This window comes from Pseudomonas sp. NLJ1, assembly GCF_049486705.1.
Taxonomy (GTDB): domain Bacteria; phylum Pseudomonadota; class Gammaproteobacteria; order Pseudomonadales; family Pseudomonadaceae; genus Aquipseudomonas; species Aquipseudomonas inefficax.
On record NZ_CP137735.1, the window covers coordinates 2940001 to 2953056 of the forward strand.

8 protein-coding genes and 3 rRNA genes (1 of these 11 only partly in view) are annotated in these 13056 nt (G+C 60.4%); 5 read left to right on the top strand and 6 right to left on the bottom strand.

The genetic code is table 11. The features are described from left to right. The 3 genes from R9B85_RS13220 to rrf (R9B85_RS13230) form a co-directional block, all read left to right on the top strand. Positions 1-373, top strand: a 23S ribosomal RNA gene (locus tag R9B85_RS13220); it begins 2519 nt to the left of the window's first position. A gap of 144 nt (positions 374-517) precedes the next feature. Further along, positions 518-633: ribosomal RNA gene (rrf, locus tag R9B85_RS13225) — 5S ribosomal RNA — on the top strand. Positions 634-742: 109 nt separating this feature from the next. Continuing rightward, positions 743-858 (top strand): 5S ribosomal RNA (gene rrf, locus R9B85_RS13230). Between the two features lie 130 nt (positions 859-988). Here the strand turns inward: rrf (R9B85_RS13230) and R9B85_RS13235 are convergent. The 4 genes from R9B85_RS13235 to R9B85_RS13250 form a co-directional block, all read right to left on the bottom strand. After that, positions 989-3403 (bottom strand): TonB-dependent siderophore receptor, encoded by a 2415-nt coding sequence (locus tag R9B85_RS13235; protein WP_423771064.1) that lies wholly within the window; start codon positions 3401-3403, stop codon positions 989-991. A gap of 191 nt (positions 3404-3594) precedes the next feature. Next, positions 3595-4545 (bottom strand): FecR domain-containing protein, encoded by a 951-nt coding sequence (locus R9B85_RS13240; protein WP_207877657.1) that lies wholly within the window; start codon positions 4543-4545, stop codon positions 3595-3597. A gap of 4 nt (positions 4546-4549) precedes the next feature. Further along, the gene (locus R9B85_RS13245) at positions 4550-5053 is read right to left on the bottom strand and encodes a sigma-70 family RNA polymerase sigma factor (RefSeq protein WP_112251649.1); all 504 of its coding nucleotides are present in this window, start codon (positions 5051-5053) and stop codon (positions 4550-4552) included. 107 nt (positions 5054-5160) lie between these two features. Continuing rightward, positions 5161-5850, bottom strand: coding sequence for a GntR family transcriptional regulator (locus R9B85_RS13250; RefSeq protein ID WP_112251646.1), 690 nt, complete (start codon positions 5848-5850; stop codon positions 5161-5163). Positions 5851-6053: 203 nt separating this feature from the next. Here R9B85_RS13250 and lapG point away from each other — a divergent pair, with 203 nt between their 5' ends. After that, complete coding sequence (gene lapG / locus R9B85_RS13255) at positions 6054-6815, top strand: cysteine protease LapG (protein WP_181457321.1); 762 nt, start codon at positions 6054-6056, stop codon at positions 6813-6815. Between the two features lie 10 nt (positions 6816-6825). Next, on the top strand, positions 6826-8772 hold the full coding sequence (gene lapD, locus R9B85_RS13260) for a cyclic di-GMP receptor LapD (RefSeq protein WP_423770283.1): 1947 nt from the start codon (positions 6826-6828) through the stop codon (positions 8770-8772). Between the two features lie 173 nt (positions 8773-8945). Here lapD and R9B85_RS13265 read toward each other — a convergent pair whose 3' ends face one another. After that, positions 8946-10322, bottom strand: a complete 1377-nt coding sequence (locus tag R9B85_RS13265) for an HlyD family type I secretion periplasmic adaptor subunit (RefSeq protein WP_112251644.1) — start codon at positions 10320-10322, stop codon at positions 8946-8948. Beyond that, entirely contained in the window at positions 10312-12468 is a 2157-nt protein-coding gene (locus tag R9B85_RS13270) for a type I secretion system permease/ATPase (protein ID WP_133969874.1), read from the bottom strand. Before R9B85_RS13270 ends, R9B85_RS13265 begins: the two co-directional genes overlap by 11 nt. Positions 12469-13056: the final 588 nt, after the last annotated feature.

The window sequence follows — 13056 nt, forward strand, 5'->3', positions numbered from 1 at the left end:
GCCGGTCCCAAGGGTATGGCTGTTCGCCATTTAAAGTGGTACGCGAGCTGGGTTTAGAACGTCGTGAGACAGTTCGGTCCCTATCTGCCGTGGACGTTTGAGATTTGAGAGGGGCTGCTCCTAGTACGAGAGGACCGGAGTGGACGAACCTCTGGTGTTCCGGTTGTCACGCCAGTGGCATTGCCGGGTAGCTATGTTCGGAAGAGATAACCGCTGAAAGCATCTAAGCGGGAAACTTGCCTCAAGATGAGATCTCACTGGGATCTTGAATCCCCTAAAGGGCCGTCGAAGACTACGACGTTGATAGGTTGGGTGTGTAAGCGCTGTGAGGCGTTGAGCTAACCAATACTAATTGCCCGTGAGGCTTGACCATATAACACCCAAGCAATTTGCTGACGCAGATTGCCGTGGTGAAGACGAAACGAACCGAAAGTTCGCACTGCTCACAAAAGCACCACAGATATCGCATATCCGAATTCGCTGGGCTGTCCATCTGGACATTCTGGCAACAGAATTTCTTGACGACCATAGAGCATTGGAACCACCTGATCCCATCCCGAACTCAGCAGTGAAACGATGCATCGCCGATGGTAGTGTGGGGTTTCCCCATGTGAGAGTAGGTCATCGTCAAGATTCATTTCGCAAAACCCCTATCTGCGCACGCAGGTAGGGGTTTTGTCTTTAAGTAGGAACTACAGAGATTTGCAGGCACGTCCGAGGGACGGTCCAGCACACAGAATTTCTTGACGACCATAGAGCATTGGAACCACCTGATCCCATCCCGAACTCAGCAGTGAAACGATGCATCGCCGATGGTAGTGTGGGGTTTCCCCATGTGAGAGTAGGTCATCGTCAAGATTCAAATCCAAAGCCCCTGTCTGCGATGCAGACAGGGGCTTTGTCTTTTCCGGTGGGGCATCAGGCGAGCGCGCTTCCCGTGTAGGAGCGGCCTTGTGTCGCGATCGGAAGCGCAGCGGCCGCCATAGACTCAGAACTGATAGCTGACCGTAGCGCTGACATTGCGCTCTTCACCCATGTAGCAGTAGTTCAGGCTTGCACAAGAGGCGATGTAGCTTTCATTGGTAAGGTTGTTGGCGTTCAGGCGCACATCCATCCCCCGGAGGCCGACCTTGCCCAGGTCATAGCCGATCGAGGCGTCGAACAAGGTATAGGAAGGTACCTTCATGCTGTTTTCCGCATCCACCCAGCTGTACCCCACGTACCGCACCCCACCGCCCAAGCGCAGGCCATCCAGTGCCCCCTGGTGGAAGTTGTAGTCAGCCCAAAGCGAGAACATCTGTTTCGGTGCCTGGGTTGGTGAATTGCCCTTGTTATCAAGACTGGCCGACACCAGGCTGGGCATCGACTTTGCGTACTCGATATCGGTAAAGGTATAGCCGCCAAGCAGTTTCAGGCTATCGGTCAGCTGCACATGGGCCTCCAGCTCTAGCCCTTGTGAGCGCACTTGCCCTACAGGGCGATAGAAGTCCTCGTCAGGCTGCTTCGAGGCCAGGTTCTCCTGCTCGATGCGGAACACCGATGCGGTGAACAGGTTGTCGCTACCCGGCGGCTGATACTTGATACCAGCCTCCCATTGAGTGCCCTCGGTCGGTGCCAGAGGGCGGCCTTGCTGGTCGGATACGGTATTGGGGTTGAACGACTCCGAGTAGCTGGCATAGGGCGCAATACCGTTCTCGAACAGATAGAGCACACCCGCGCGGGTAGTGAACCTGGAGCGCTGGTCACTGATCTTTGTGTTGCTGTCGCGATTCTCCTCGGACACCTTCACCCAGTCCTGGCGCAGCCCCAACGAGAAGCGCCATTGGTCCAGCTCCACCAGGTCCTGCAGGTAAACGCCCGTTTGCTGCAGGCGCCGCTGGTAGCGGTTCTCGCCAAGTACCTGAAGGTTGCCATTGCCGTACTGCGGGTTGCCGGCATCCAGCGGGTCGACTGTGCCATAACGCCAGGCCACGTCGGCCTTGCGTCGCTGGTAGTCGGCGCCCAGCAGCAGGGTATGTTTGGCGGCCCCGGTGAAGAATTCGGCCTGCAGCATGTTGTCGATGATGTACGAATGCAGGCGTTCGTCGCCGCCGGTATAGGCGCGGTTGAGGATATTGCTGTTGGCGTCCGCCCAACCGGCGGAATACACCTGGTCCATCGACACGTCAGAATCCTGGTAGCGGAAGTTCTGTCGCGCAGTGAACACATCGTTCAAGCGATGCTCGAACTGGTAGCTGAAGGATTGTTGGGTGCGCTCGTAGTTGTCGATACCTGGCTCGCCTTCGAAGAAGTGGTCCGACAGACGCAAGCCGTTGCGCTTGTGCAGCATGCCGTCTGCAGGGTTACCGCCGTGGTAGCCGCCGTTTGGATCGTGTTGCAGGTAGGCCTGCAGGGTCAGCGAGGTGTCTTCGTTGAAGTCGATACTGACGGCCGGCGCGATGGCGTAGCGTTCTTCCTTGTTGTGGTCGAACTGCGTGTCGGAAGCATCCGCCAGGCCTGTCAGGCGATAAGCGATACGCTTGTCGTCATCCAAAGGGCCGCTGAAGTCGAAACCCGTGCCACGTTGGCCCTGTGTACCTAGGGTAGCCTGGACTTGATGGTAGGGGGTAAACAGCGGCTTCTTGGTAGTCAGTGCCACCAGGCCTCCTGGGGAGCTACGGCCGTACAGTACCGAAGACGGTCCCTTGAGAATATCGATGCGCTCAAGGAAGTACGGGTCCACCTGCATGGTGCTGTAGGTTCCGTTATCGCCCATCGACTTGAGCCCGTCGACGTAGATGTTGTCTACCGAACCGTCGTTGAAACCACGCATGGCCACATAGTCATAACGATGGGTCGCACCGTAGGGGTTGGTCAGCACCCCCGGTGTGTAGCGCATGGCTTGGGCGACGGTTTGGGAGCCTTGGTCGTCCATCTGCTGACGGGTGACCACCGAGACCGATTGCGATGTCTCTACCAGTGGCATGCTGGTCTTGGTCGCAACCTGGCTGTGGGTAGCGTTGTAACCCTCCATGCTGCCCAACGCATTGCCAAGGGTGAAGCTACGGACATCGGTGTCTGGCAATGACAATGCAGCGCCCTGGGGTTGTGCCTGCAGCACGTAGCTGCGGCCATCCTGACTGACGGCTTCCAGGCCGCTGCCATTGAGCAACTGGCGCAGTGCCTGATCGGTTGGGTACTGCCCCTGCAGGCCGTTCGACTGCAAGCCTTGGGTGAGCTGAGGTGTACTGGACAAGGTAATGCCAGCCTTTCGGGCGAACTGGTTGAGCACGTCATCCAGTTGGCCGGCCGGGATCGCATAGTAGTGGCTCACCTGGGCCGTTTCAGCTGCCATGGAAAGTTGCGGTGCGGCTGTCAGGCCCAACGCGGTGCCGAACAGGGCAGCACGGACTGCTTTGCGCAGTGGCGCTGATTGCAAGACAGGTCGAAAATCATTCGCGTTAAATGTGTGCGCGGAGTCGGTAGGCATGAGGGGTCCGTTGAGGTGTGAGGGCAGGAGGTGTCGCTTACTCTCCTAGCCGGACCGGCATTCAAAACCCGTCAAAAAAGTTGTTGCGGCGCGAAGCGGCCCTGAACGCAATAGCCGCCTTCAGTTCAGGCCAGCCCCTCCACGCGAACCCACCAGCGTGTACGTTGGCGAAGCCGAATGGGCAGCGTCCGTGGCAGCAGCTGCAGCAGTTGCTCCGGGTCTTCGAGGCGGAATACACCGGACAGGCGTAAATCGGCAATGTCGTCGCTGCAGCCCAGGTAACCGTGGCGATAACGGCTGACCTGCGCGAGGAAGTCGAGCAGGCGCATGTCCCGGGTGACGATCAGGCCCTCGGTCCAGGCCATCGCATCCATCGCCACCTGCTCTAGTCGGTGTGTACCTAGCGCATCCAGGCGCCAGTTCTGGCCGCTTTCGATCCATTGCAACTGGCCAGGCCGGTGTATCGCCACTCTGCCATGGCTGACACTGACCTGCGTGCAGTCGCTGTCCTGGCGTACCACAAAGCGCCCTTCGAACCCTTCCAGTAACGCGTCTCGAGTTTCTACAAGCAAGGAACGCTGCGGGTTGCAGGCAATCATCAATTCCCCTTGCTTCAGGCGGACCATGCGCTGCTGGTTATTGAAGACCAGGTCGACGGCACTGCGGGTATTGAGTTGCATCAGCGAACCATCGGGAAGCGTAAAGCTGCGTCGTTCGCCCGTGCCGGTGGCGTAGTCCGATGTCCAGGCGTTGACCGTATCAAGGTCTTTTCCCACCCATGCCGCCGTCCCCACCATGGCAGCGCCGCCAAGCAGCTTCAGTGCCTGCCGACGGTACAGGCGGCGCTGGCTGGTTTCCAGGGTCTGCAAAGCCAGCCCGGCGCCAGGGACGGCACGCAGGTCGAGGTCCTGATGCAGGTGAGTCACCCGTTGCCAGGCCTGTTCGTGTTGGTGGTGGGCTGTGCGCCATTGCCTGCACTCTTGCTGCAGGGCAGGGTCATGCCCGCTCTCGCGCAGCCTCAGCATCCACTGAATGGCCTGCTTTACCGCTGTTGCGCCAGGCTGTGCGGCGGTCATCGCGTCAGCACTCGTCGGCGTAACGCAGCAGGTAGCAATGGTAGAGCGCGTCGGCAATGTAGCGCTCCACGGTACGTACCGAGATCCCCATCTGGTCGGCAATGGCCTGGTGCTTTAGCCCCTCGCATTGGGCCAGCAGGAATGCGCGGCGTACTTTGGGCTTGAGGCCGTCGAGCATGCGCGCGATGCGCTCCAGCAATTCCAGCAGCAGCTCACGGGTTTCGGCCGAGGGGGCCTGTGCTTCCGGCACCTGGGCAAGTGCCTCGAGGTAGGCCTTGTGCAGTTCCTCGCGCCGCCAGTGATCGATCACCAACCCACGCGCAACAGTTCGCAGGAAAGCCCGAGGAGTGTTCAGCTGCAAGTGTTCGCGACGCTGCAGCAGGCGCACGAAGGTATCCTGGGCCAGGTCTGCGGCATCGGCGGCGTTGCCCAGCTTGCTGCGTAGCCAGGCATGCAACCAGCCGTGGTGGTCACTGTAGAGCGTTTGCACGGAATCGTTGCTGGGCATGGGGAGGGCGCTGCCACCAATGGACATGAATGATAATTAGTCTCATTGTTGACAAGTGCCGATCAATTTGCAACCCATCCGACCGCCCATGATGCAATCACTACTTGCTAGCGGCGCAGTTGAGTATCCAGGTACTTGCGGATTACCCGCGATGCGTTATTCAGGTGCCGTTCCAGCACCGTTACCGCTTCATCCACCAGCTTGTCGCCAGCGGCATCCGCCAGTGCGTTGTGATCATCCTGGGTGAGCTTGCCCAGGCCCATGGACGAAAGATGAAACCGCAGGAAGCGCTCTTCCTCGTTCAGTTCGTCCTCGATCAGGCGCAGCAGCTTCTTGTTCGGCGCTTTGTTGTACAGCGACATGTGGAACAGGCGATTGAGGCGGCCGATTTCAGCGTGACGGGTTTCGTTTTCCAGTTGCTGGATATACCCGCGCGCGCTGGCGATGTCGTTGGCATCGAGCAACGGAATGGACTGGCGCAGCGCCTCGGTCTCGAGCAATACGCGCAGGGCATAGGTGTCCACCGCGTCCTCGCCGATCAACGGCGCAACAACCGCGCCCTTGTGCATCTCAACCTTCAGCAGCGATTGCGCTTCGAGCTGGCGCAGGGCTTCACGAACGGGCATGCGGCTGACACCGAACAAGGTAGCGAGCTCTTGCTGGCGTATGGCAGTACCTGGGGGCAAGCGGCCATCAAGAATGGCGCTGCGCAGGCGTTCTTCAATCACGCCACGGGCCTGGTGCGGCAACAGCTGCTCGCTGGCCAGCACATTGCTCAATTTGATTTTCTCGGCCACGCGACGCCTGCCTCAACGATGACTAAAGTTGGATCCAATGACACTAGTAACAGCTCTTCGGGGTGTCAAACCTGTACTTGTGATGGAACAGGCGCCCCAAAGCGCGGCTATGGTGGATGAAGTCGCCGGGCAAAGGAAGCGACCTATAGAAGGTTATAACCAGAAAGTGTAGGTCGACTGACCGGCGGGTGCATGATTGCAGGGTGCCATTGTTTTTTGCCCTGGCAAGCCGCACCATCGCTGCTTTCGACTGGCCTGAACAGGGCTACGCAGTGGCGATATCCTGGATGCTCAAAACCGTTGTGCAACGTGTCGGCCTTGCTGCGCTGTTGGGCAGCCTGCTGCTGGGCGGCTTGCACGCGGATTGGGACTTTTCCCAGATCAGCCGCAAGTCGCAGGCCCTGTATGGCCCCTTGGGTGCCGGGCAAGGCCGTATCGATGCCTGGCAGAACCTGATGGCAACACAGAAGCAGGGTACGGAGCTTGAGCGGCTGCAGGTGGTCAACCGCTTCTTCAACCAGCAATTGCGCTATGTCGAGGATATCGACCTGTGGCGCGAGGTCGATTATTGGGCCACGCCGGTGCAGGCACTGATCAAGGGCGCAGGGGACTGCGAAGACTACGCCATCGCCAAGTATTTCAGCCTGCGGCGCATGGGCATCCCCAGCGAAAAGCTGCGCATCACCTACGTCAAGGCGCTGCGACAGAACCGGGCACACATGGTCCTGACCTATTATTCAAGCCCACAGGCACAGCCATTGGTGCTCGACAGCCTGATGGATGCCATCAAGCCGGCCAGCCAGCGTACCGACCTGCTGCCGGTATACGCCTTCAATGGTGAGGGTTTGTGGCTGACAGGCGCCGCAGGCAACAAGAAGGTCGGCGATACCAAGCGGCTGTCTCGCTGGCAGGATTTGCTGAAGAAAATGCAGGCCGAAGGGTTCCCGGCCGAGCCGGTTTACTGAAGGAGCACAGATGTCACTGTTCAAACAATTGCTGTTGGCCATTTGCCTGTTCCTGGTAGTCGCCTTCAGTGGCAGTTTCATGGTCAGCCTGGAAAGCTCGCGCAGCCAGTACGTCAACCAGTTGCGCTCGCACGCCCAGGATGCGGCGACAGCGCTGGCGCTGTCGCTGACGCCGAATATCGATGACCCGGCGATGGTCGAGCTGATGGTCAGTTCGATCTTCGACAGTGGTTACTACTCGAGCATCAAGGTTGTCGACCTGGGCTCCAATGCTGTGCTGGTGGAGCGCCACGCCGAGCCGGACCCCGGCGGTGTGCCGCGCTGGTTCGTGCACCTGATCGGCCTGGAAGCCGCCGGTGGCGATGCCATCGTCAGCCGCGGCTGGCAGCAGGCCGCACGCGTTGAAGTGATCAGCCACCCGATGTTCGCTGTTGCCAAACTCTGGCAAAGCGCCTTGGGCAGCCTGGGTTGGCTGCTGTTGTGTGGCGCGGCCAGTGCGGTACTCGGCGCCTTGCTCCTGCGTCGCCAGTTGCGGCCGCTGGACTACATGGTCGAGCAGTCCCACGCCATTGCCCGCCGCGAGTTCCTCAGCCTGCCCGAGTTGCCCCGCACGCCGGAGCTGCGTCGGGTAGTGCAGGCGATGAACCAGATGGTAGAGAAGCTCATGGCATTGTTCACCGAGCAGGCCGAGCGCAGTGAGCGGCTACGTACCGAGTCCTACCAGGACAGCCTGACCGGGCTGTCCAACCGCCGTTATTTCGAGATGCAGCTGAACACCCGGGTGAGCAACCTGGAAGAAGCGCGTGCTGGGTACCTGCTGTTGTTGCGGGTCCAGGGGCTGGCAGGATTGAACGCCCGCCTTGGCGGCCAGCGCACCGACCAGTTATTGCAGGCCGTGGGTGAGCAGTTGCGTCGCACCTGTGCCAGCTACCCGGAGACCAACGACCTGATTTCCCGCAGCCGCGGGGGCGAGTTCGCCGTGCTGGCGCCGGGCATGGTGCATGAAGAGGCGGTGCAGCTTGCCCAGGCCTTGGAAGCAACACTGCACAGCCTGCACGAAACGGGTGCCAGTGATATCGACCCGGTGGCTTGTATCGGCCTGGCGCCGTTCAGTCCCGGTGATTCACCACAGGCATTGCTGAAGCTTGCCGACGAGGCGCTGGCCCGCGCCGAGAACCAGCCAACGCCGGGCTGGGTGTGCCTTGAACAAGGTGTGGCAGCAGTTGCTGCGGATAGCCAGCATGTCTGGCACGAGCGGCTGGACCAGGCGTTCAACAACGGGCATTTCGAACTGTTCTTCCAGCCAGTGGTGGATTGCGCCTCTGCGCAACGGGTACTGCATCACAAAGTGATTTCGCGTTTGCAGGATGGCCAGGGCGAGGCGCTGCCGGCAGGCCGCTTCCTGCCCTGGCTGGAGCGCTTCGGGTGGATGCCGCGGCTTGATGTGCTGGTGTTGGAGAAGGTGCTGGCGCACCTTCGAGGGCATGATCAGGTGCTGGCACTGAACCTGTCCGCCGCCACCCTGGCCGATCCCAAGGCCCTTCAGCGTGTCTTCGAGCTACTGGGCCAGAACACGGCCCTCGGCCCTAGGCTGGTTTTCGAAATTGGCGAGGAACAGTTGCCTGAGCAGGCGGCCCTGGAGCAACTCACCCGGCGCCTGCACGCGCTTGGCTTCGGCCTGGCGCTGCAACGCTTTGGTGGGCGTTTCAGCATGATCGGCAACCTGGCGCACCTGGGCCTGGCGTACCTGAAAATCGATGGCAGCTACATCCGCAACATTGACCAGGAGCAGCACAAGCGGCTGTTCATCGAAGCGATCCAGCGCGCCGCACACAGCATCGATCTGCCGCTGATTGCCGAGCGGGTCGAGACGGAAGGTGAGCGGTTGGTGTTGAGGGAAATGGGTGTGGGCGGGATTCAGGGGCAGTTGGTTGGTGAGCCTGCCCCCTGGCGCTGACAACTTGCAAGTATCGACGAGGTATGCAGTCCCTTGTAGGAGCGGCCTTGTGTCGCGAAAGGGCCGCACAGCGGCCCCAGGATTTCAGCAAATATGCATAAATCGCTGGGGCTGCTGTGCAGCCCTTTCGCGACACGAGGCCGCTCCTGCCGCGATCACGGTAGGGATGGCGATCAACGCTCGCGCAACGCTTCCGAACGCGCTTTCATGATCGGCTTGAGCAGGTAGCTCATGATGGTTTTCTTGCCGGTCATGATATCGACCGTCGCCACCATCCCCGGAATGATCAGCAGTGGCTTCTCGTCAGTGCCCAGGTGGCTGCGGTCGGTGCGCAGCTTGATCAGGTAGTAGGTGGTCTTCTTGTCTTCATCGGTGATGGTATCGGCACCGATCTGCTCCAGCTTGGCCTTCAGCCCACCGTAGATGGTGTAGTCATAGGCCGTGAACTTGACCGTCGCCTCTTGCCCCGGGTGGAGGAAGGCGATGTCCTTGGGCAGGATCTTCGCCTCGATGACCAGTGAGTCGTCCAGCGGCACGATTTCTATGATGTCGCTGCCGGGCTGGATCACCCCGCCAATGGTGTTCACCAACAGCTGCTTGACGATACCGCGTACCGGCGAAGTGACCATGGTCCGGTGCACGCGATCATCCAGCGCCTTGCTGGTCGCCGTGGCCTTGCTCAGCTCGGTGCGCGCTTCGTTCAGTTGGGTCAGTGCTTCGCTGCGGAATTTGCCACGGGTCTCTTCGATCTTGCTTTGCACCTCGCGAATGGCCGCCTCGGCACGCGGGATGGCCAGCGCCGTGGAATCCAGCTGACCGCGGTTCTCCACTTCGGCACGGCGCAGGCGCAGCACCTCAACCTGGGAGATCGCGCCGGTGGCCACCAGGGGCTCGGACATGCTGATCTCCTTGCGCAACAATTGCAGGCTGTTGGCGTACTGGGCGCGCTTCGAGCTGAACTCACGCAGTTCCTGCTGGCGCTGGACCAGCTGTTGTTGCAAGCCACCAATTTCGTCCTGCAGTTGCTGGCGCCGGCTCTGATACAGCGATTCTTCGTTTGCTGCCTGGCTTGGCGCGGCTTTGCGCAGTTCCTCATCAATCTTCAACGGGGTGTCACCCACTTCGGCACTCAGGCGCTCGACGCGCAAGGCCATGGCCAGGCGGTCGGCCTCGGTTTCACCCACGTTGGAGGCGAAGCGGGTTTCATCCAGGCGCAGCAATGGCTGGCCCACTTCGACGATCTGCCCTTCCTTGGCGAAGATCTCGGCGACGATACCGCCCTCCAGGTTCTGGATCTTCTGCACCTTGGACGACGGAATGGCCTTGCCTTCACCCCGCGTAACTTCGTCGATGGGCGCGACGCTGGCCCACACGATCAAGAACACGAAGAACAGGATCACGCCCCAGATGGTCAGCCGCACGACTCGTGGCGCATCCTCGATCAGGGCCTTGTTGACCTCTGGCAGCGGCTGGCCACCCAATGAATCGGAACCTTTGAAATAACGCCGCAGGCCGTCCTTGAATTGCCCTACATCCAGCTTATGCAACACTGATCTGCCCCTTCTTCAGCGCATCCATGACCGCGGCTTTCGGGCCGTCGGCGACAATCTGCCCGCGATCGATCACGATCAGTCGGTCCACCAGTGACAGCAGCGAGGCACGGTGCGTGACCAGCAGCATCGTCTTGCTTTCCACTACCGCCTGCAGCCGTTGCTTGAGGCGTTCTTCGCCGGTGTTGTCCATGGCGCTGGTCGGTTCGTCCAGCAGCAGAATCTGCGGGTTGAGCAACAGTGCACGGCCCAGGGCGACGTTCTGTCGCTGGCCGCCGGACAGGTTCTGCCCACGCTCACCCACCTGCAGCTCGTAGCCGTCCGGGTGCAACCGGGCGAACTCGTGCACGCCTGCCAGTTCGGCAGCCTGCAGAATCAGCTCATCCTCGATGTAGCGGGCCCCGCTTACCAGGTTATCGCGCAGGGTACCGGCCAGCAGCTGGATGTCCTGAGGCACGTAGCCGATGTTGTGGCGCAGCTCGCTGACGTCGATCTGGCGAATGTCCACGCCATCGACCAGCAGCGAGCCGCCATCGGCCTCGTACAGGCCGACGATGAGCTTGGCCAGCGAGCTCTTGCCCGAGCCGCTGCGACCGATAATGCCCACTTTCTCGCCGGGGCGGATGGTGAGGTTGATGTTCTTCAGCGCCTGGTTCTGTTGGTTCGGGTAGGTGAAATCGACCCCGCGGAACTCTACGCTGCCCTGTAGCACCTTGCGGCTCAGCGGGCGTTCTTCGAAGTTGCGCTCTTGCGGCAGTTCCATCATGTGATCGGTGGAGACCATGGTCACCTTGGCTTGCTGATAGCGAGCGAGCAGCCCGTTGAGCTGGCCCAGCGGGCCGAGGGCGCGACCGCTGAGCATGTAGCACGCCACCAGGCCGCCCATGCTCAGGTTGCCGTCGATGATCAGGTACACGCCAACGCAGATCATTGCCACGCCTGCCAGTTGCTGGATCAGCAGGGTGATGTTCATTGCCAGGCTCGACAGCACCTTCACCCGCAGTTCCAGGCGGCTGAGGGTGCCGAGTGTCTGCTCCCACATGTACTGGCGTTCGCTTTCGGCATTGTTGACCTTTACCGCATCCAGGCCGGCAAGGGTCTCGATCAGGCTGGACTGGCGCTCCGAGGCCAGGGCCATGGTCCGCTCCATGGTCGCCATCAGTGGCCTTTGCAGTGCGTAACCGATGCCCAGGGCCAGCGGGAAGGCGATGATCGGGATCCACACCAGGTGCCCGCCGATGACAGCAATGACGATCAGGATCAGGACGGTGAACGGCAAGTCGATCAGGCTGGTCAGGGTCAGCGAGGCGAGGAAATCACGCAGGCCCTGGAACTCGTGAATGTTCTGGGCGAAGCTGCCGACTCTGGCTGGGCGGTACTTCATCGACATGCCGACGATACGTTCGAACAGCGTTGCCGAAATGATCAGGTCGGTCTTCTTGCCAGCCAGGTCCAGGCACAAGCCGCGCAGGCCCTTGAGGATCAGGTCGAAGATGTAGGCGCCGGCGATGCCGATGGCCAGGACCCAGAGGGTCGAGGTGGCCTGGTTTGGTACCACCCGGTCATATACGTTCATCACGAACAGTGGCGCGGCCAGGGCGATCAGGTTGATCACCAGGCTGGCAGCAATGGCGTCGATATACAGCCATTTGCTGCGCAGCAAGGTATCGCGGAACCACGACTTGGCCCGGGGGATGAGGTTGCCGTGGTTGACGTCGAACTTGTGCTGCGGCTGGGCAAAGAATACCCGGCCACTGTAATCGCTCTGCAGGGCTTCGCGGCTGACATGCACCTCGCCACCATCGCTCTCGCTGAGCAGCAGGCGTGCGGTGTCTTCGTTCTCCCAGCCCAGCAGGACGGCGCTGCGGCCTTCCTTGAGCAGCAACATGGCTGGCATGGCGATGCTCGGGATCTGCTCCAGCTTACGCTGCAGCAGGCGCCCCTGCAGGCCGGCCCTGGCGGCGGCGCGGGGCAGCAGCTCGGGGCTCAGGCGCTGGGCCGGCAGCGGTAGGCCGGTAGTCAGCATGACCCGGCTGGCGGGCTTCTGATGCAGGACACACAGGCTCAACAGACTATCCAGCAGGGGATCGTCATGCTGACTGCGTGGATCGTGGCTGAGTTGGACTCGACTGACTTCGGATTCCACGCGGCGCTCTCTTCATCCTTGGGTAGGTGGGGTGGGTGTTCCGCCGTTCAGGCTGGCTCACCCTGGCTTTCAACGGTGCTGCCAGGCAATGATCATGAGGCTACGGCACCTAGGCGTACGGGCCAATGGTCGCCTTGAATCGGTATTGAGTAAACAATTCTACGGTCTTCATTCCTGGCAGACGATGCTGGGAGGTGGATGTTTCATTTTTGATCCAGTCAGCTCCAAGCCGAATCAGTTTCAGCATAGCCTGCCATCTGGCTGACGACAGAGGTGTAGTCGGTATCGACTCATGCCACGTCAATAAGTAGGCGCTTATTTATTGACGGTGCTCAGTAAGTAAGTGCGCAAGATATATTTGTTGGCAAGCAGGTCGCCAACAGACTTGGCTGGACAATCGGCAACGCTTTCTCATTTTCGAGCTTGCAGTATTTGCACAGTGCCTCTATCTCCTTGATCTACAGCAAGTTACGCAGCGGTACCACCTTTAGGCAAGGTTTGTGCTTGTGTCCAAGCAATGGCCCGAGCTAGCGAAAGTAACTTGACGCTTGAATCTTTGTTAGCTGCCGATGAGCGGTTGTCCTGGCG